Annotated in this window: 20 protein-coding genes; 10 read left to right on the top strand and 10 right to left on the bottom strand. The window is 55.1% G+C overall.

Translation table 11 applies throughout. From position 1 onward, the window contains the following. Nucleotides 1-269: 269 nt before the first annotated feature. Nucleotides 270-1,187 (bottom strand): LysR family transcriptional regulator, encoded by a 918-nt coding sequence (locus tag ACR0EN_RS16720; RefSeq protein WP_480587884.1) that lies wholly within the window; start codon nucleotides 1,185-1,187, stop codon nucleotides 270-272. A 341-nt stretch (nucleotides 1,188-1,528) separates the two neighbouring features. Between ACR0EN_RS16720 and ACR0EN_RS16715 the strand changes: the two genes are divergently transcribed. Both ACR0EN_RS16715 and ACR0EN_RS16710 read left to right on the top strand, forming a co-directional pair. Continuing rightward, on the top strand, nucleotides 1,529-2,377 hold the full coding sequence (locus ACR0EN_RS16715; RefSeq protein WP_170661728.1) for an alpha/beta hydrolase: 849 nt from the start codon (nucleotides 1,529-1,531) through the stop codon (nucleotides 2,375-2,377). 107 nt (nucleotides 2,378-2,484) lie between these two features. Further along, entirely contained in the window at nucleotides 2,485-3,363 is an 879-nt protein-coding gene (locus ACR0EN_RS16710) for a hypothetical protein (RefSeq protein WP_480587880.1), read from the top strand. Between the two features lie 259 nt (nucleotides 3,364-3,622). Here ACR0EN_RS16710 and ACR0EN_RS16705 read toward each other — a convergent pair whose 3' ends face one another. After that, nucleotides 3,623-4,216 carry a TetR family transcriptional regulator C-terminal domain-containing protein gene (locus tag ACR0EN_RS16705; protein ID WP_170392839.1) on the bottom strand — a complete coding sequence of 198 codons (594 nt, stop codon included), beginning with the start codon at nucleotides 4,214-4,216 and terminating at the stop codon, nucleotides 3,623-3,625. 118 nt (nucleotides 4,217-4,334) lie between these two features. Between ACR0EN_RS16705 and ACR0EN_RS16700 the strand changes: the two genes are divergently transcribed. The 6 genes from ACR0EN_RS16700 to ACR0EN_RS16675 all read left to right on the top strand — a co-directional run bounded on the left by ACR0EN_RS16700 (nucleotide 4,335) and on the right by ACR0EN_RS16675 (nucleotide 9,172). Continuing rightward, nucleotides 4,335-4,712, top strand: coding sequence for a hypothetical protein (locus ACR0EN_RS16700; protein WP_480587877.1), 378 nt, complete (start codon nucleotides 4,335-4,337; stop codon nucleotides 4,710-4,712). A gap of 9 nt (nucleotides 4,713-4,721) precedes the next feature. Further along, complete coding sequence (locus ACR0EN_RS16695; RefSeq protein WP_480587874.1) at nucleotides 4,722-5,147, top strand: GFA family protein; 426 nt, start codon at nucleotides 4,722-4,724, stop codon at nucleotides 5,145-5,147. After that, on the top strand, nucleotides 5,144-6,034 hold the full coding sequence (locus ACR0EN_RS16690) for a haloalkane dehalogenase (protein ID WP_480587871.1): 891 nt from the start codon (nucleotides 5,144-5,146) through the stop codon (nucleotides 6,032-6,034). The genes ACR0EN_RS16695 and ACR0EN_RS16690 overlap by 4 nt, the downstream gene beginning before the upstream one ends. A gap of 113 nt (nucleotides 6,035-6,147) precedes the next feature. Continuing rightward, nucleotides 6,148-7,107 (top strand): HlyD family secretion protein, encoded by a 960-nt coding sequence (locus ACR0EN_RS16685; protein WP_480503697.1) that lies wholly within the window; start codon nucleotides 6,148-6,150, stop codon nucleotides 7,105-7,107. Next, nucleotides 7,104-8,030 carry an ABC transporter ATP-binding protein gene (locus tag ACR0EN_RS16680; RefSeq protein WP_170818982.1) on the top strand — a complete coding sequence of 309 codons (927 nt, stop codon included), beginning with the start codon at nucleotides 7,104-7,106 and terminating at the stop codon, nucleotides 8,028-8,030. The genes ACR0EN_RS16685 and ACR0EN_RS16680 overlap by 4 nt, the downstream gene beginning before the upstream one ends. Next, the gene (locus ACR0EN_RS16675; protein WP_170597677.1) at nucleotides 8,027-9,172 is read left to right on the top strand and encodes an ABC transporter permease; all 1,146 of its coding nucleotides are present in this window, start codon (nucleotides 8,027-8,029) and stop codon (nucleotides 9,170-9,172) included. The genes ACR0EN_RS16680 and ACR0EN_RS16675 overlap by 4 nt, the downstream gene beginning before the upstream one ends. A 115-nt stretch (nucleotides 9,173-9,287) precedes the next feature. On the opposite strand, the gene ACR0EN_RS16670 is transcribed toward ACR0EN_RS16675, so the two are convergent. The 4 genes from ACR0EN_RS16670 to ACR0EN_RS16655 are packed head-to-tail and all read right to left on the bottom strand — an operon-like array spanning nucleotide 9,288 to nucleotide 11,799. After that, a complete protein-coding gene (locus ACR0EN_RS16670) occupies nucleotides 9,288-9,923 on the bottom strand; it encodes an NAD-dependent epimerase/dehydratase family protein (protein ID WP_480587868.1) in 636 nt (211 codons plus the stop codon). A gap of 28 nt (nucleotides 9,924-9,951) precedes the next feature. Beyond that, entirely contained in the window at nucleotides 9,952-10,431 is a 480-nt protein-coding gene (locus ACR0EN_RS16665) for an SRPBCC domain-containing protein (RefSeq protein WP_170818980.1), read from the bottom strand. 21 nt (nucleotides 10,432-10,452) lie between these two features. After that, on the bottom strand, nucleotides 10,453-10,896 hold the full coding sequence (locus ACR0EN_RS16660; RefSeq protein WP_170663969.1) for a hypothetical protein: 444 nt from the start codon (nucleotides 10,894-10,896) through the stop codon (nucleotides 10,453-10,455). 21 nt (nucleotides 10,897-10,917) lie between these two features. After that, the gene (locus ACR0EN_RS16655; protein ID WP_170818979.1) at nucleotides 10,918-11,799 is read right to left on the bottom strand and encodes an oxidoreductase; all 882 of its coding nucleotides are present in this window, start codon (nucleotides 11,797-11,799) and stop codon (nucleotides 10,918-10,920) included. Nucleotides 11,800-11,877: 78 nt separating this feature from the next. Between ACR0EN_RS16655 and ACR0EN_RS16650 the strand changes: the two genes are divergently transcribed. Beyond that, nucleotides 11,878-12,441: a TetR/AcrR family transcriptional regulator gene (locus tag ACR0EN_RS16650; RefSeq protein ID WP_170818978.1), complete on the top strand. Its 564-nt coding sequence runs from the start codon at nucleotides 11,878-11,880 to the stop codon at nucleotides 12,439-12,441. Nucleotides 12,442-12,549: 108 nt separating this feature from the next. Here ACR0EN_RS16650 and ACR0EN_RS16645 read toward each other — a convergent pair whose 3' ends face one another. Further along, nucleotides 12,550-13,500 carry an aldo/keto reductase gene (locus ACR0EN_RS16645; protein ID WP_255612150.1) on the bottom strand — a complete coding sequence of 317 codons (951 nt, stop codon included), beginning with the start codon at nucleotides 13,498-13,500 and terminating at the stop codon, nucleotides 12,550-12,552. Between the two features lie 117 nt (nucleotides 13,501-13,617). Between ACR0EN_RS16645 and ACR0EN_RS16640 the strand changes: the two genes are divergently transcribed. Continuing rightward, complete coding sequence (locus ACR0EN_RS16640; protein WP_170392827.1) at nucleotides 13,618-14,445, top strand: LysR family transcriptional regulator; 828 nt, start codon at nucleotides 13,618-13,620, stop codon at nucleotides 14,443-14,445. Nucleotides 14,446-14,465: 20 nt separating this feature from the next. On the opposite strand, the gene ACR0EN_RS16635 is transcribed toward ACR0EN_RS16640, so the two are convergent. The 3 genes from ACR0EN_RS16635 to ACR0EN_RS16625 all read right to left on the bottom strand — a co-directional run bounded on the left by ACR0EN_RS16635 (nucleotide 14,466) and on the right by ACR0EN_RS16625 (nucleotide 17,818). Beyond that, nucleotides 14,466-15,833: a dipeptidase gene (locus ACR0EN_RS16635; protein ID WP_170392826.1), complete on the bottom strand. Its 1,368-nt coding sequence runs from the start codon at nucleotides 15,831-15,833 to the stop codon at nucleotides 14,466-14,468. A 370-nt stretch (nucleotides 15,834-16,203) separates the two neighbouring features. Then, nucleotides 16,204-17,241 carry a glutathione S-transferase C-terminal domain-containing protein gene (locus tag ACR0EN_RS16630; RefSeq protein ID WP_480587864.1) on the bottom strand — a complete coding sequence of 346 codons (1,038 nt, stop codon included), beginning with the start codon at nucleotides 17,239-17,241 and terminating at the stop codon, nucleotides 16,204-16,206. A 10-nt stretch (nucleotides 17,242-17,251) separates the two neighbouring features. Further along, entirely contained in the window at nucleotides 17,252-17,818 is a 567-nt protein-coding gene (locus ACR0EN_RS16625) for a hemerythrin domain-containing protein (protein WP_170392824.1), read from the bottom strand. Nucleotides 17,819-18,082 lie beyond the last annotated feature (264 nt).

The raw sequence follows: 18,082 nt of genomic DNA, 5'->3' as shown, positions 1-18,082 counted from the left end.
CTTCCGTTCGACCCTGGTCACCTTCTCGCGGTGCTGACCGTCAAAGCTGTCGTTCGCTGCAATCGCGAAGCTGGAAAGTAGACGATGGTCTGGGGAACGGCTTTGAGCGGAGATGTAACTTTAACGGACGATGTTGCAGCTTAACCCAACAGACCTGCCATCTATGGATTGTGGTTTCGTCAGGACCCAAGGGCGGGTGCTGATTTGGATGGCCTTTGTGTACTTCGAAGATCTCACGTGCAAACTATCATCCCAGCTCGAACATCTGATCAGTCGGACTTGGCGATCTCCAATGCTTGTTCCCTTAGCCAATTGATCGCTGGATTGAAGCGGCTGCGCTCGTGGCGGACAAGAAAATAAGGGAAGCCACAACTCGGCCGAAACGGAGCTGAACAAAGAGAGGTCAATTTCTGGACTTGCTTTGCCAGCCGCTTGGGGACAGCTGCAACTGCATCCGTCTGTCCTACCAAAAAAGGTAATGTGGTGAAGTAAGGCTGCTGGAACACAGCATTCGAACCATCTCCTTTTTCCCTCATGATCGTATCGGGTTTCAGACCCGAAGTGCCCGGAAAACTGAACTCGATTAACCGGTAAGCCGAAACGTCTTGCGGAGTAAGTGCCCGTTTTGATGACGCATGTTCTTCAAGCGGATGGCCTTGTCGGAACAGGATTTCGTAGGTTTCATCAAATAGCTTCTGAACAAGTAAATCGTTCCTGGCATCCAAATCCGCGTATAGCAGCAGATCAATTGCTCCTTTTTCCAAATCGGTAAAGCTTTGCGGCACCAGTGGCGAGACATCGAACCTTATTGCTGGTGCGGTAACGGCAAAGACCTCCATCATGGGTCCCAGGACAGCCGCGACGCCGTAATCTGTCGAAGCGATGCGGTAGCAATAGTTGGACTGTGCTGGATCAAAGGCGGAAGGCTGGAAGACGTCAGCTATCGCTGACAGGGCAGCATCGACCGGTTCATTCAAGCCCAGAGCATGATCCGTTAATTGGTATCCGGACTGCGTTCGGATCAGCACCGGATCTCCAATAAGGTCGCGTACCCGGGCGAGTATTCGACTGGCGGCGGGCTGGCTGATCCCCAGATGTATTGCCGTGCGTGTCACGCTGCTTGTGCGAAGCAGGAGCTGCAGGAACCGTAGAGTCCTAACATCCAGAGAAGTTAAAATGTCATTCATTTTTTGCATGCTCATCATGCTGTTTGCGTCATCCCAATTATGCCCGTCGCGAGTTAACTGACAAGTGAAGCCTAACCGGGCGCCCCCCCCCCCAGATCGGGGCGCTCGATCCAAGATCGTTTGGTTGTCGAGACCATCAAACTGTATACGAAAGGGCAGCAGCAGTGATTACACGACGCATGTTCAACTCAATCGCGATTGCAACATCCTTGAGCGGAGCTTTCGCCGCCCGCGCTAGCACAGCGGAGGCATCCGGTGACCCAGATCAATCGGCATTTGGCTCTTATGATGTTGAAACAGTGTCCTTTGACAGCTCTGGGGAAACCCTTGTTGGAAAGTTGTTGAGACCTGCTTCGGAAGGACTTCACCCGGCAGTTGTGATCATCGGCCCTGTTGCATTCGTCAAGGAACAGTCACCGGTGCAATATGCAACCCGCCTGGCATCACGCGGGCTGGCAGTTCTGATATTCGATCCACGCTATCACGGAGAAAGCTCGGGCTCACCCCGACGCTACGAGTCTGGTGAAGCCAAGGTTGAAGACTGCCAAGCCGCCCTCGGTTTTCTCGCAAACCAAGAAGGCATCGACGCAAACCGGCTTCATCTTCTCGGGATCTGTCAGGGTGTCAACTGGGCGATTGAAACAGCGGTGACAGACGGTCGCGTGGCCTCTCTCGGGGTTGTCGCGGGCCACTATCTAACTGAGGAAACCGCCAGAATGTACCTTGGCAGTGATGCCGAGGTTGAAGCACGCATAGATCGCGCGGCCAAAGCAGCCACCGAATTCGAAAAAACGGGGGAAGTAAGCTACATCCCGATCGTCGGCTCTGAGGATGCCCTTCTGACCGCAACTGCCATCGCAGACTGGTACCTACCATGGGATAACAGGGCCCCTTGGCTGACTTTCAAAGGGGGTTGGGAAAACCGCATCACCGCGATGAGCGAAGCTGGCATTTGGGGCTGGCGGATCGACGAAACAGCCCCTCAACTGAACCTGCCTGTATTGATGATCCATGGCGACAGAGCTGCAAGCGGTCAGGTCATTCCCCGCCGCATTTTTGAAGAAATCGCGTCAGAAAAGAAGACGCTGTATTGGATCGACGGCGCCAACCAGCTTCAGTTTTACGAAGACCCGTTGATCATTGATGCCGCCGTCAATGCTCTGGCTCCGCACTTTCTTGCCTCCAATTGAACCCTTTGATGCAAACCGCTCGGTTCATTGACGCCGCCCCGGAACAATCATTGCCGGAAAAACGGGCGGCAACATCAAAGCATAGATACACCGGAGAATTATTTGAGATGAAAGTTCTTTCGTTATTGGTCACTTGCACCACGGCCTTCCCTGTTGTCGCCGAACAGGAGCTGCCGCCCTTTACCGAAGCCGTTTTGCCGATGGGAAATGATGTCTATGCCGTATCGATTGGACCGGGTGGGCCAGATGAAGAGTTCAGCTCAGACGCCACTAACGGCGGGCTCTACAAGCTCACTCCTGATGGCGCGACCGAAGAAATCAAACTCTCGGATGGGCAAGGTCTGCGCAACCCAACAGGGATGGTGCGTTCCGGCAACCAGATTGTCATTGTGGATGGCAATGAGGTCATTTCTACCGCTTCGGATGGCACGGTAAACTGGCGTCAGGCTCTCGATGACGATGGTGTTTTTCTCTACGATATCGAAGCCCTCGACGACGACACCCTTCTTGTGAGTGATTTTGGGCGCGGCGCATTCCTATCGGTCGCAGCCCAAACCGGACAAATTCAACCTCACCTCGGCGATTTGCGCATCAGTGGTCTCGCCCGCTTTGCAATCGCAGAGACAGGTATTTACGCTGTGTCCTGGGGCAGCGACGACGCCTGGGACAGCGCTTTGTATTGGGTTCCGCATTCAGGCAACGGAGATACTGCTGTAGCTGTTTCAACCGGCTTTGGTAACTTGGAATCCGTTGAAGTCGTGAACGGCACAATTGTTGTCGGGGGTTACCGGGGTCACGAGAAGTACCCGAATGCGAGGCTCTTGCGCGTTGAAACTGATGGGTCCGTAGATCCGCTGAGCGTCGGGTCTCATTCGCGTGGGATTTCCGATATACTCTTCGATGGGTGGTCGATTTGGCTGACCTATTTCTATGACGCATCCTATGCGGAGTTGCCGTCTCAGACGGTGAAAAGTCTCGACCAATAGACGCACGCACTCCGGTTTTCATAGCGCCAGGCTTCCGCAGTAGCATATGGTCGGGGAGCTAACTAGCGGTCCAAAGCGGCCACTGGACATGCTGCAATGGCAGCGCACTTCCAGACATTCGCTACAGACGCGTAATGCTCGCGCTGCAGGTGGTCACGTTAATTGTTTCCCATTGCGTGCTTTAGATATCACGTTCGTTCGAGTGTTAGTCTTTTGATGTCAGATTATGGCAGCCGATCACGCCTGCATATTTCATCGCTTACAAATTTCTCCACCCATTGATCAACCCAACCGCCGCGTCTGCATAGCTCCTTGGGAACTGGTCGGATGTCCGGGCTTTCATGATCGTATGAAGTCCCAGCAACAGGCCGATCAGCAGCTTTGCCGCCTCATCCGGGTCAACATCGATGTGCACGGTCCCTTCAATTTTGGCGCGGCTGAGGATCGCAGCAAACCGTCTTTCCAAGGCGGTGAGGTATCTCTCGATTCGGGCATTCACCTCGGGGTCAGTGCGGTGAAACGAACTGATCGAATTGAAGGCAAGGCACCCCGCATCCTCGATCTTCGGCATACGTTCTGCCGAGGCGATACCCTGGAACCAATCGCTGAGGTCATTCAGCGAATAGGTGTCGGGGTCGGGGAAGTGCCGAGCCTCGGCATTGTCCAGATAAGTATCAAGTGTCTTTAGGAAGAACTTCTCTTTTCCGCCATAGGTGGTTTGCAGTGTGAACCGAGTTAGCCCGGTCTCCTGCTCCAGTTCCCGCGTGCTGGCACCATGGTATCCCCGCCGCCAAAACAGGTCCAAAGCGCCTGCCACAGCACTGTCGTGATCCGTCTTGCGTTTGCGCGCCACAGATTTCTCCTTGCTTTTTCTATCCGCATGGATAGTAATAAATTCCTATCCACTTGGATAGCATTGCGGGCGCGCGGCTGCAAATGCCGCGTGGCCCCACGTCAAACGGAGACCTGACATGACCGCCATCGACCCGACAACCGGGGCCTCAAAGCCCGTAACACTGCGCGCCATCTTCATTCTGAACGCGCTGAAAATCCTGCTGGCCCTTGGCTTCTTCGCCGCGTTCAAATTCTACGGGCTGCAGGTCGGAGAACTGGCAGGCCCCCAAGCCGCCAACCTGATGCTCTATACGATGCTGGGATATATGGTGACTTTTGCCTGCATCATCGCATCCATCCTCAGGCGCAGCCTGGTCGGTATCCGCGCAGCGATTGCCGTTGATTTTCTGGTCTCGATCCCGGCAACGGCGGTCATCGGCTTTATCATCGCGATCATCAGCTTGGGCCTGACTTTTACGGCCTCTGTCCACTCCTATTTCGCCTATCGCGGCTGAGGTGTTCAGATGAGTCACCCAAACACGATCGACGGCCAATGTATCTGTGGCTCGGTGCGCTATCGGGTGCGGGAAAACATGGCCGCCTTCAAACTCTGCTATTGCAGCTTCTGCCAGAAGGCCTCGGGCTCGGCCCATGTTGCGAATGCGTTCACCACGCCCGATCAGATCGAATGGCTGGAAGGCAAAAACATGCTGACCACCTTCGACGTGCCCAATTCCCAAGTACGCCGGGTGTTCTGCCGGAACTGCGGGACGACGCTGCCATTCGAGACTCAAAACGGCAAGATTCTGATTGTCCCCGTTGGCAGCTTGTCCTGCCCGCCGTCCCAATCCGTCAACGCGATCGTTGGCTGGTCGTCCCGACCTGCGTGGTATGGTGAGGCGCTGGGCCTGATCGAAGAGACTTGCAATGCAGAAAGAGTGGCTCAATGAGTACCGAACAAGAGATCTCAGCCGACTTCCCGTTTGACTCGAAATATGTCGAGGTGAATGGGCAGCGCATTCACTATGTCGAGGAAGGCGACGGCTCGCCGGTTCTGTTTCTGCACGGCAATCCCACCTCGTCTTATCTGTGGCGCAACATCATTCCCTATGCCGCCGGGCAGGGCCGCGCTATCGCGATGGATCTGATCGGTATGGGCAAATCGGATAAGCCGGATATTCCCTACCGCTTTGTCGACCACGTTCCCTACGTTGACGGATTCATCGAGGCGCTGGGGTTAGAGGACGTAACGCTCGTCATTCATGACTGGGGCTCGGCATTGGGGTTTCACTATGCGCACCGACATCCCGAGAACATCCGCGGCATCGTGTTCATGGAGGGCGTGGTCCGCCCGATGAGTTGGGCGGGATTTCCGCCCGATTTCCGCACCGGGTTTCGCTTGATGCGGACGCCGGGTCTGGGATGGATGATGATCTCGGGCCTGAATATGTTCGTCGAGAAAATCCTGCCAAGCGCCATAGTACGTGATCTGGCACCGCAAGAAATGTCGCAGTACCGTGCGCCCTTTCCCACAGCACGAAGTCGCAAGCCGGTTCGTGTGTGGCCTTGCGAGATTCCGATCGATGGCACGCCTTCTGACGTTCATGAGATCGTCAGCGCCTACGGCCGTTGGTTGGGAGAAACGCAAACCCCGATGCTGATGTTCCACGCCACGCCCGGAGGCACCATCGGGACAAAAGAGGTCGCCTGGTGCCATCAGACCATCCAGAACCTCGAAGCGGTGGATATCGGCAAAGGCATTCATTTCCTACAGGAAGATAACCCCCATCTGATCGGAGAAAAGCTGGAGGAGTGGTTGGCGCGATTGCCCGCATGACCCCGTGCTGCCACGTGTAGCGGCTGAGCCGTATACATAAATCAGATTTCCTGATTTTATGCTTTAACTATCACCCAATACGTTCAAAGGCCAAACACCGGAGGGAAACCCTGTTGAATCTGACGACCCCCATCCCTTTGATTCTAGCGGCTGTACTGCCCGCCTTTCTGGACCGGTGCTCCGGGTCTGATACCAGCGTCGCTTTGGGCGTATTGGCGCGCGACCGGGTGGCCTTGACCGCGACAGCCAGCGAAATCGTCGTCGATTTGCCTATTGCCGAAGGTGCCGTGGTCAAGGCAGGCGACACGCTGGTTCAGCTTGATCCAACATTGCAAAGCTCAAAACTGGCACTGGCGCAGGCTGAACTGGAAAAGGCGCAGGCCACGCTTCTGAAGCTGCAGGTGGGGCCGCGAGAGGAGGAGATTGCGATAGCCGAGGCCAAAGTCGCGGGCGCTGTTGCACGCCTTGCCGATGCCGAAGCCATCTATGACCGAAACGCCAGACTGGTCGAAAACTCGGTCGTGACCGAAGCGCAGGTAGCAAATGATCTGGCCCTGCGCGATTCCGCGCGAGCTGAACTGGCCAGCGCTCAGGAATCGCTTAAAGAGTTGCAGAACGGGACCAGACCCGAAGACCTGGCGGTTGCCGAAGCCAACGTACGGGCCGCCGAAGCGTTGGTTTCCGCCGAGCAAACAGTTCTGGACGACTTGACGGTTACGGCCACCCGCGACGGCGTGCTGGATTCCCTGCCGTGGAATTTGGGCGAGCGGGTAACATCCGGCAGCCCGGTTGCCGTGATGGTCACGGGCCAGACGCCTTACGCGCGCGTCTATGTGCCCGAGCCGCATCGCGTCAATCTGAAACCCGGCGACACGCTGGAAGTACGCATTGACGGGCTGGCCGATCCGCTGGACGGCGTGATCCGCTGGATCAGCGACGACGCGTCCTTCACCCCCTATTACGGATTGAACAAGGACGACCGCACGCGCCTGGTGTATTTGGCCGAGATTGACTTGCCCACTGCAACACCCGACCTGCCCGCCGGAGTGCCAGTGCAGGTCCCCATGCCATGAGTGAAATCGTCGTCTCGACGCAGGGGCTGACCCGTCGGTTTGGGGAAAACACCGCAGTCAACAATCTGGACCTCGAAATCCGAATGGGCCAGATATACGGGTTTCTCGGCCCCAACGGCTGCGGCAAGACAACCACCATGCGCATGCTGACCGGCCTACTGACCCCCAGCAGCGGGGCAATTTCGGTTTTGGGCCGATCAATGCCCGAAGCGGCTGAGCAGTTAAAAAATGAGATCGGGTACATGACCCAGATCTTCTCGTATTACCGCGACCTGACAGTGCTGGAGAACCTTCGGTTCGCGGCAGAAATTTATGGCATTCCAGTGAAGTCGGCCAAGGACCGGATTGAAGAACTGCTGCACACCTATGACCTGACAACCAACATTGATCAGCTCAGCGGCAGCATGAGCGGCGGGCAAAGACAAAAACTCGCCCTTGCAGCGACCGTCATGCACCGACCAAAACTGTTGTTTCTGGATGAACCGACCTCGGCCGTTGACCCCGAAACCCGACGCACTTTCTGGGAACAGCTGTTCGATCTGGTCGATCAGGGCGCGACGATGATCGTCTCGACCCATTTCATGGACGAGGCCGAACGCTGCCACCGGTTGGCGATCTTGCAACACGGGGTGAAGAAGGCGGACGGCTCTCCGCGTGAGTTGATGGATGATCTGCAGGCCGATGTTGTCGAAGTTGAAGGCCCGGACCTGCGCAAGGTCAAACACGCATTGGACGTCCAGCCCATGATCCTGTCGACCGCGCAAGTCGGATCGCGGCTGCGTGTGCTGGTGGACAAATCCGAACCTCAGCCGGTGGACATGTTGCGCGGCCAACTTGCTGCGTTTCCCGACCTGTCCCTGACCCCGCAGCGACCAAATCTGGAAGACGTGTTCGTCAGCGCCACACGGGGGCCAAAACAGTGATCTCGCCACGCCGCATCGCTGCTGTATTGAAGAAAGAGCTGCTACAACTTCGGCGGGATCGGATGACCTTTGCCATGGTGATTATGATCCCCCTGATCCAACTGCTGCTGTTTGGCTATGCGATCAACACCAACCTGCGCCATGTGCCTGTCGCACTGGTGGACAAGTCCGGAACCGAGTTGTCCCGAACATTGGCGCAGATCGTTCAGGCCACGCAGGTCGTAACCATCACCGAACATCTAACAACCCCACTAGAAGCCGAGCGCGCGATCACTGAATCCCGCGTGCGCGCCGCGCTTATCATCCCATCAGACGTCAGCCAACGCCTTGCCCGAAGCCCGTCTGTCGGGCTGGGCCTGCCCAACGCAACGGACAAGACCAGCAGCCGACCGGTTGCCCATTGGATCGTCGATGGCTCGGACACGATGGTGGCCAGCGCAATCAAATCCCTGCGCACGATGCCTTTGACAGAACTGCTGAAACAACCACCAAACCGGCAGGTGCCTACCTTCGAGGTGACGCTTTACTTCAACCCTGAACAGCGATCAGCAGTCAATATCGTGCCAGGTCTTGTCGGCGTGATCCTGACCATGACGATGATCCTGTTCACTTCAGCCGCCATCGTCCGCGAACGCGAACGGGGCAATATGGAGATGCTGATCAACACCCCGATCAAATCGATCGAACTGATGATCGGGAAGATCATCCCCTATATCTTTCTGGGCCTGATACAGGTCGCAATCATCCTCGGCCTCGGGCATGTCCTTTTCGATGTCCCGATAAACGGCGGATTGGGCACTTTGCTTGTGGTGACTTTGTTGTTCATCATCGCCAGCCTGTCGCTTGGGCTGGTGATTTCCACGCTTGCGCAGAACCAATTGCAATCAATGCAGATGACTATCTTTGTTCTGCTGCCATCGATCCTGATGTCGGGCTTTATGTTCCCCTTCGACGGCATGCCGCAACCAGTCCAGATGATTGCTCAGGTTCTGCCCGCCACTCATTTTATGGACATGATCCGCGGCGTGGTCCTGCGTGACGCGTCGCTATACGAGTTGCGCTGGGGAATTCTCTGGATGATTGGATTTGCGGCATTCGGATTGTTGGCGGCCACTTTAAGGTTCAAGAAACGGTTGGGTTGAAGGCGGCCCAGAGCCGCCGTCCGTGCGGGATTTGAATGCTGCATTGAGGCTTCCCAGAATCGGGAATTGAAAGACCTCTGTTGAAAACTAAACAACTCGAGGCGCAACCGCAGCCTCATCCGAGCAATGTACGCAACTCACCGTTTTCAAGAACAGCAGTACGACGAGGATCGTGCATCGCAGTTTGAAGCATGGCATGAGCCAATTCATCGGAAGTTACACCGATGGACGGCATCAGCCTTTGGAGCGGTTTGAGAAGATAATCACCCTTCTTCCACGTGTTCCTCGGCCCCGACGGCGCAATATAGCCTGGACGAAAGGCGAATTTCCTTTCGAGGTCAGATGCAAATAGCTTGCTCTCCGCTTCGCCCTTAATCTTCAAAGCAAAGGACATGCCGCCGCCAACAGACCCAGCGCCTTGAGCGGAAAACAAGCAGAACGTCACACCGGGCGCAGACCTCTCGCAAGCCACCAGCAAAGCGCGCATCCAATCGACTGTGATTTCCTCGTATTCTGTTCGACTGACGCGCGCGGAATAAGTGGCAAGGCAATGGAAGACGGTGTCGATGCCATCAAGATAGGCTTCGATGGCTTGGGTATCGCCGAATGCTGCAAACCTCACATCGGTCAGCTTTGGTTGATTCATATTGCATGGCCTGCGCCCAAGTGACACGATTTCGAGCGCAGTTTTTTCGTTCAGCAATGCCGCAAGTACCGAGGAACCCACCATCCCCGTCGCACCGGTCAGCAAGACGCGTCCAAGTGGTCGTGTTGTCTTGTCAGGTGGATTGGGCACGGCGCTCTGCCTCGGCTTTCAAGCCGCGATTGAAAGCTTGGTAACCTTCCACATACATCTTTGCCAATCGTCCGCCCATCAGGAAAGTGATGCCCCCCATGATTTCATCGGATTGTAAGAAGCGAGTTTTGCCACCCTCCAACGGCTCAACACAAAAGTGGTGGTTATCGCGAATGCCACCCGGCCCCTTCTCAGCCCAGAAAAACTCCGTCCCCTGCACGACCGAGATGGTATGATCCAAGGTGGTCAGTTTCTTCTTTGATGAATCAAGCTGAAAGTCGACGGTGATTGTCGATCCATCCTTGATCTCTCCGTGGATGCCCACAAGGAACGCCGCCCAGTCCTTGTAGTTTGGCGTGTCGGTCAACGCCGACCAGACCACGTCCGGCGGCGCATCGATCACAATATCGGTGTGGATTTTGTAATGTGAGAGGCTCACTTTTTCCGATGATCCGGTTTCCATGACAATCCTTCCTTTGAGGTCTCAGGCGTTCTGTGGTGATACGCGATCCCCGCCCTGAATTGTGATCTGCCCAAAACGATCCCGCATGCGCTTGGATCGAAAAAGGTAGATCGAGATGATGATGTAATTGACACATTCCTGGGCGAAGTTCCGGTAGCGATCCGGATTTTCCAACATGTCTAAGGTTTGCACAGCACACATCGTGGCAAGCGCGGTGAACATGACCAGCATGGCAATCGGAGTGACGCTCCAGCGCAGGACGTATCCGGCCAGATAGGTGGCACCCGAAGCGGTGATCAAAATCCAATGGAGAGTTTGCATGCCCGGCGGAAAGGTCGCGTTTTGCAAAGGCATAAGCGGCGCCAGCCCGGTGAAGTATTCAAGAAACCCGAGAAGTCCCCAGCCCAACATGATAGCTGAGGCGAGCACGATCAGATACTCGAACCCCCGCGAGAGTCGCTGCATGAACCTGTTCATCCCCGTCCCTCAGATCGTGAATGTCTGGTCGGTCATCTCTTCCGAGAGACGCCACAAACGTTCGGTCAAACCGTGGTCTTCGCAAATTGGATTGCGGATCGCGATTCCGGTCTTGCCACTCATTTCTTCGGGGCCTGTAGGGCCGTAGTACTCGCCGCCTTTGACCTGATCAGACAAAGCGGCGAACAGAGATGGCCTCGCAGCGTCTTCATTGGAGTGCAGAAGTTGTTCGACTTGTGCCTTCATGTTAGCGCGCGTTTCTTCGTCCAAATCGTTGAACAGACCGGAGTCCGACCCGCCCGGATGCACAGTTAGCGACTTCAGCAACTTGCCCGAAGCCTTGAGTTGACGGTCCAGTTCGTCGCCGAACAGAAGGCAGGCGAGCTTTGATTGACCGTAAGCGACACCACCGTCCCGGTCGCATGCAAGATCGTCAAAGTGAATGTTCGCGTTCTTGTGGGCGATACTGGAAAGCGAGACGATCCGTGATGCGGGGTCGTCCAGGAACATGTCGATCAGCAGTGCGGTCAGCAGAAAATGTCCCAGGTGGTTGGTTGCGAATTGCAACTCGACACCATCAGCATTTGTTTGAGCTGAGTAAAGCAGAATACCCGCGTTGTTTATCAGCACATCCAGCGTGGAGTACCGGGCTCGGAAAACCTCAGCGAACGCGCGAACCGAGGTAAAATCGCTGAGGTTCAGCACTAGAATCTCAAGTGATGCGGACGGGATCCGCGCAAGAACGTTTGCTTTGGCGGCTTCGGCTTTTTCGAGGCTGCGGCACGCCATGACGACGTGAAAATCTGCTTCGGCCATACCGACTGTTGTTTCAAATCCGATGCCATTGTTCGCACCGGTGACGATTGCGACTTTTCCAGATTGTCCAGACATCTCGCATCCTGACAAGTTGACATATTGTGAGTGACTGTCAACATTGACACTAAGCGCTCATTTGTCAATATGTAAATCATGGAAGATCGCCACGACTATATCCTCGAAGCCGCGAAACGACTTTTTCTTCGCTACGGCGTGAAGCGAACGGGTATGAGCGACATCGCCCAAGAGGCGGGTATCTCGCGTCAAACTCTTTACAAGGCATTCGCGAACAAAGACGAGGTGTTGCGGGCCACGATCCGGTCGCTGGCAGACAGAGTCGTTCTGGATATCGAGGCCGGTCTTAAAAAAGCTGACGGACTTGGAGCACAACTTGATATCGTCTTCAAATATGCCGTAATTGAGCACTATGATTTCTTGCAGTCTTCGCCCAATGCCGAGGACATCATCGCTGGCGTAACTTCGACAAGTCAGAATGAGCTGGAGGCCGGCGCAAAGCGAAACACCGAGATCATCGCGCGTGTCCTGGAGCCGTATTCGAGTGCGATTGAAAGCTGTGACCTGACTGTTGATCAGTACGCGGATTTTATCCAGCGCTCTTCAACAGCGGCCAAGTACAGCGCAAAGAACAAGAAACACTTGATCGGATTGCTGTCCGCTTTGCGAATGTCGGCGTTGAAAGTCACCAGCAGCGTTTAGACGGGTTAGGCCCATAGCAGACCTTGAACAGAAAATTGAAATGCTGCGTTGGCAGCCCGCGTTGCCGACATTGGCGGCAAGCGCACAGTATCGATACAGTTCTGAAAGCTACCTAGGGCGGTCTGGGGCGTGGGGGTTACGCGTTATCAAGCTTTCTATTTCGTTTATTGCTGCAACCGGCAAGGCACCGAAGGTCAATGCCGCTGAAATACCCTCAATTTGTTCTTCTGTCCGAGCGCCTGGAATCGGTATGTATGTTTCAGATTGGCCCCAAATCCACCCGAGAGCCCCCTGCACAAGCGTTCGGCCATTTGTAGTCAGTAAATCGCGAACCGCATCGAGTTGTCGCATGAAGTCTGGATTTGCCCTGCCATCCGTATAGTACTCCATCCAGCTTTCGCCGGATGCGCGCACATCATCCGATGCGATAACGGTATTCTGATGGTACTTCCCTGAAAGCAGCCCCATCGCAAGTGGTGAGCGGATAAGGGACAACAGTCCTTCCTCTTGGACAACCTGTTGCATGCGAGGCGCATCGAAAAAGACGTTCATCACGTATTCGACCGCCTTGAAACCATCCCTGGACGAGGCCGTCCTGGCGTTTTGGGAATAGTCAGTGCTCCAACCATAGGCGCGCAACTTCCCCGCCTCTTTTAAACGGTCCAGTTCGTCAAACACGGCCTCGGCCTGGTCTATTGGCATATCGTTCACATGCAACAGCAAGAGATCAATCCGATCCCGTTCCAGCCGCGACAGACACCCATCTAGGGCAGGGCCAACCTGAGCTGGGGTGAAGGGGTCAAATGAAATCTGCCTGCTCGCTTCATCGATCCCAACCCCAATCTTTGTGACAATCAGGGTGTCGGGTCGATGCTTGAGCGCTTTGCCTAACAAACGTTCCGAATGCCCCGCGCCATAGGCGGCAGCGGTGTCAAAAAGTGTGATTCCACCATCCAATGCGGCGTGGATTGTACGAATGGAGACACCGTCGTCCGATCGGGTGTAACCCAACGACTGCTCGCCACAATACATTTTGCCACCAATCGGCCAGCACCCCATGCCAAGGGGTGAGATTTCGGTTTCGAGAAAGTTCATGTGTGAGTCTCCTGACTGATACTTCAGAAGAAACGCCATCACAGTCTTTTCATCAACAATATAAAATGTAAGTTTCATTTCATGTATGAAAGCTACTTTGACTGGGACAACCTGCGGCTTTTTCTTGCGGTTGCCAGAGCGGGCGGGCTTGGGCCAGCAGCTGAACAGACCGGCAAGAGCGCACCCACACTGGGTCGGCGCATGATCGAGTTGGAACGCAATCTGGGAACTGAGTTGTTTCACCGTAAACCGCGTGGGTACGATCTGACTGAGGACGGACAAGCGCTGTTGAAAAAAGTCGAAAGCATCGAAGCGCGTGTCCTACCTGTCACGGAAAGCGGCCTTGCCACCTCACCACCGTTGGTCAAAATTTCGGCCGGGACCTGGGTGACAAGGATTTTGATCAGCGCTGTCGGAAGACTTACGGGATCAATGTCAGTTCGGCTGCGTTTCATCTCGTCAGAAGACCTACTGAACATCGGGCACAGGGAAGCCGCGATTGGTATTCGAAATCACCGGCCAGAAGAGATAGGCTTGGCCGGTCGCAAGATCGGGCGAGTTCGGTTTGGAGTCTATGCTGCGGATGAAAGCATTTCGACCTGGGTTCGCGTGATGTCCAAAACACCCTCGGCCAGATGGGTGAGAGAGCATTCGCAAGAGGACGACGCCATCGAAGTTACGGCGCCACAAAATGCGCTTGAGCTTGCAAATGCAGGTCTTGCCCGAGCGGTTCTGCCAACTTTCATTGGAAACACGCAGCCGGGCCTGATACCAGTGTCACCTTTGATTGACGATCTGGAACATGATCAATGGCTCGTCACGCATCATGAAGATCGGTTTCTTGCTGAGGTGCGGCATGTCATAGATCGCGCTCATGCAGTGATGTCGGAAGCTTGTGAAAACGGTTGAACCGATGTTGGCTGTTAGCACTATTCGCCCAACAGTTCCATCAACCGCGCGTAAGCTGTTTGGCCGCGTCTGAAGGTTGGCAGACGGAAAAACTCGTCCGGTGCATGTTGGTTTTCATCCTCATGTCCAAAGGCAAACATGACAGCGTGCAAACCCAGTTCGTCCAGTAAGGTCGACATCACAGGGATCGAGCCACCAACGCGGGTTTTATAAGCGGGTTTGCCGTAAACCTCTTCGAGAACCTGACCCGCGATGGCAGTTGCGTTGTGGCCAGCAGGTACAAGAAATGGGTCCGCGCGCCCAGGGTTGCGCGATACCTGAGCGGTAACACCCGGCGGGCATTCGGCCTCGACATGGGCGGAGATCAGATCAAAGATCTTTTCAGGACTCTGATTGGCGACCAAGCGACACGTGATCTTAGCCGAAGCAACCGCGGGCAAAACGGTCTTTGTGCCTTCCCCTTGCCAACCGCTGGTCAGCCCATTGACCTCAAGCGTCGGACGTGCCCACAGATTTTCACGTGTGGAATATCCTGGCTCGCCCAAGGTCTCTGGTGCTCCAGTCTGGGCAAGATAGGCCGCTTCATCCCAAGGCACCCGCGCAATTGCCGTGCGATCTTCATCGGTCAGCTCGATGACATCGTCGTAGAAGCCATTCACCGTGATCCGACCATTGGTCGATTTCATACTGGCCAGCAACTGGGCAAGCGCCATCGCGGGATTTGCGACGCCGCCGCCATGCATGCCAGAATGCAGATCGGATTTCGCGCTCTGAACCGAGATCTCAAGTGAGGTGAGCCCTTTCAGACCCAGAACCAGTTGCGGCGTCTCGGTATCCCACTGACTTCCATCGGCTGAAAAGATCATATCGGCCTGAAGTCGGTCGAGATTCGCCTCGATAAAGGGCGGAAGGTCGGGCGATCCGATCTCTTCTTGGCCCTCAAAGAAAAACCGCACGTTCACAGGCAGCTTCCCAGTCTTCGCCAGCAATGCCTCAGCCGCGAGGATCGGTATTAACATTGCACCCTTGTCGTCGGTCGCCCCACGCCCGTAAATCCGATCGCCGCGGATCGTCGGCTCGAACGGAGGCGAGGACCAGAGCTCAAATGGTTCGGCTGGTTGCACGTCAAAATGGCCATAGATCAGGATTGTAGGCGCATCCGGCCCGGCATGCAGCCAATCGGCACAGACCACCGGATGACCTGCTGTCTCCATCATCTGAACGTTTTCCATTCCCGCCATAACCAACCGATCAACCACCCACTGCCCGGCCTTTCGAACATCGCCCGCGTTTTCGGGTTTGGCTGATACCGATGGAATACGAATGAAGTCGCACAGCTCTTCAACAAAGCGCGATTGGTGTGTGTCGAGATATTCGGTCCAGCTCATTCCATACCCTCTCTGATGCTGGCGCTCAACTTACGAAACTGGCCGTAGCCCGCAAGCCTGCGGAAGATAAATTGGGGTCAGGATCATAGCCAGCGCTCTTGCTCAACACCCGTTTGATATCAACCCGAGGCTTGCCGTGCGACTTAGTGGAGAAGGGGGCGAGCTTCGCCATCTACTCGTCGGTTAGCTGATAGAGGTCTCTTATGTCACCGCACCGCTTTAGGAGCCGTGAACCATACAGCAAGCGAAAATCAAGGCATCCTGACCCTAAAATAGTAACATTTGAAGACGGTCGCGCTTCGTCTGCGTTTGCAAAACAAGTCTGCTGCATTTGCAGCAATGTCAGTTTCAAGGTCGAGATTATGAAAAACTAAACTGACGATGCCTTCAGCACTGCGAGATCAGGGCGTAGATAGGCCTCAGGGTAAGACATTGGTTTAGATGGCCCTCGGGGAACAACGCCATTCCAACTGCGCCCGAAATATCCCTGGCGGCAATGCACAAGGGATCCGGAGTTTGCAACGCCAGGCAGTGCATACACACGGCATAGCCAACGCCATAAGTATGGGTAGTCCAATATCCGCGCTCCGTTAAGCTTCATCCGCACATAGTAGACGGGATCATGGCGATAAAGCGTAGGGAACAGGCGCAGGTCGGCCTCTGTGAAGTGAATGCCGGTTAAAAAAGGCCTGCCATCAGAAAGGAGCTGCTCCAATTGTTCAAGTGCCTCGAAATAGGCGTCAAATGCTGCCGTATAGATCGTTTGATCGGACGAAAATCCGGCCTTGTAGGCGCCGTTGTTGATCGCAGTGTAGATCAAGTCATTCAAGTTATGGATGTGTTGGCGCAGTGCTTCGTCGTCCGGGTAAAGCCTCACGTGCCTCTTTGCTGGGATGGTGCCGCCAAGGGACTCTGCAGAGGCATCCAACATGCGGATAATTTCGGCGCTTTCGTTGCTCACGATTTGGCCTGATTTCTTATCATAAAGGATCGGCAGGGATTGTTCTTCGGAGCCTTCGGCACGGTAAATATCTTTGGCAAGGCGCAGTCCTCTGCCAGTTCCGGTCTCTCCGGTGCACTCTGGCAAGGTCTCGCTTGTGAGCGAAGCAATGCGGTTGGGTGCGAACTCCCACAGGTTCGGTCCTTCTGGATCGTCTTTGCCAGTGCGGTTGGAAAATGCCACATCCATCGTGACGCCGTCCTGCAACCCCAGAACACTGCGCGCCAAGGTCACGCGATGACACCACGGGCAATTCAGCGCCACAAACAGGTGATATCGGTTGGGTTCTGCAGGAAAATCCGGATCGCCAACGGAGTGGCGAAAGCCGCTGACGCCGCGCACAAATTCACCCCGTGCGCGGCGCTCAGTGATGGCAGTCTGGTCTTCTTCAGTAGATGTGTCGGTCATGACGTCAGCATCATCCTCTGAGTCTGTGATGCAAGATAATTGGTACGGCCAATTCTTCTTCATCACTCAAGTGGCGTTCCAGAAACGCTTTGATCGCTTCGCTTGTCGCATGGAGCTGCCCGGTCTCATCATAGGCTTGGGCCTCATCCAGAGCAGACAGTTTGATCACACGGTTCGCTGCGCGGGTGAAATCATCCAACACCTTGTTCAGATCGGCGTGATCCTGTTCCAGAAGCTCAAGCCCCGCATCAAATCGCGGGTCTGCAGTCGACAATTCAGGGAAATAGCTACGATCTTCCCAGCCGTGATGACCATGCAGGCTCCCGACCAGGTTGCCGCCATAGTGGGACAGCCGCCCAGCATAATCGTCCAACCCCAAATCGTTGTTCAACACATTTTCCGTGTCCAATCGAATACGTTCCGCCAAGTGGTGGAACATCAGGTGTGCGCCGAGCCAATGCTTGGTTTTTTCTTTGAACCCAGGGTGCGCATCCCAGCTGTCGCGCGGGTATTTTTCCAAGAGAAACCGCATCTCTTTCGGCATATCGTCTTGGCGGATAGTGTATTTATCGAGCATCGGTCGTCTCCTTTCGAGACATAGGTGGGAAATCGGATCAGTCTCACCAGTAGCGCAAAACGCACAGTGACTATGCGTCAGCGAACCCCCGCAAAGTGCATGCCGCCTTGATCAGCGATCGCGTATTTAAGTTGGTGATGTCACGTTGCGTGAAGTCAGACAGGCTGTCTTGGCCGCAAACGCCAGCGTAGACCTGCATAAATTGAGCGGTTATACTAGAGTTTCGCGCGAACCGTTCCGCACCGACCTTCAATTCAAACACTG

The organism is Ruegeria sp. AB7 (assembly GCF_056542625.1).
This window is presented reverse-complemented; position numbering and strand designations above follow the sequence as displayed.

Coding starts and splice junctions, on each gene's coding strand:
- ACR0EN_RS16655 (WP_170818979.1), bottom strand. CDS start 11,799: ATGTCTGGACAATCTGGAAAAGTCGCAATCGTCACCGGTGCGAACAAT.
- ACR0EN_RS16660 (WP_170663969.1), bottom strand. CDS start 10,896: ATGCAGCGACTCTCGCGGGGGTTCGAGTATCTGATCGTGCTCGCCTCA.
- ACR0EN_RS16625 (WP_170392824.1), bottom strand. CDS start 17,818: ATGCTCGATAAATACACTATCCGCCAAGACGATATGCCGAAAGAGATG.
- ACR0EN_RS16630 (WP_480587864.1), bottom strand. CDS start 17,241: ATGACCGACACATCTACTGAAGAAGACCAGACTGCCATCACTGAGCGC.
- ACR0EN_RS16700 (WP_480587877.1), top strand. CDS start 4,335: ATGACCGCCATCGACCCGACAACCGGGGCCTCAAAGCCCGTAACACTG.
- ACR0EN_RS16650 (WP_170818978.1), top strand. CDS start 11,878: ATGGAAGATCGCCACGACTATATCCTCGAAGCCGCGAAACGACTTTTT.
- ACR0EN_RS16640 (WP_170392827.1), top strand. CDS start 13,618: ATGTATGAAAGCTACTTTGACTGGGACAACCTGCGGCTTTTTCTTGCG.
- ACR0EN_RS16720 (WP_480587884.1), bottom strand. CDS start 1,187: ATGAATGACATTTTAACTTCTCTGGATGTTAGGACTCTACGGTTCCTG.
- ACR0EN_RS16645 (WP_255612150.1), bottom strand. CDS start 13,500: ATGGGGTGCTGGCCGATTGGTGGCAAAATGTATTGTGGCGAGCAGTCG.
- ACR0EN_RS16680 (WP_170818982.1), top strand. CDS start 7,104: ATGAGTGAAATCGTCGTCTCGACGCAGGGGCTGACCCGTCGGTTTGGG.
- ACR0EN_RS16695 (WP_480587874.1), top strand. CDS start 4,722: ATGAGTCACCCAAACACGATCGACGGCCAATGTATCTGTGGCTCGGTG.
- ACR0EN_RS16635 (WP_170392826.1), bottom strand. CDS start 15,833: ATGAGCTGGACCGAATATCTCGACACACACCAATCGCGCTTTGTTGAA.
- ACR0EN_RS16665 (WP_170818980.1), bottom strand. CDS start 10,431: ATGGAAACCGGATCATCGGAAAAAGTGAGCCTCTCACATTACAAAATC.
- ACR0EN_RS16690 (WP_480587871.1), top strand. CDS start 5,144: ATGAGTACCGAACAAGAGATCTCAGCCGACTTCCCGTTTGACTCGAAA.
- ACR0EN_RS16710 (WP_480587880.1), top strand. CDS start 2,485: ATGAAAGTTCTTTCGTTATTGGTCACTTGCACCACGGCCTTCCCTGTT.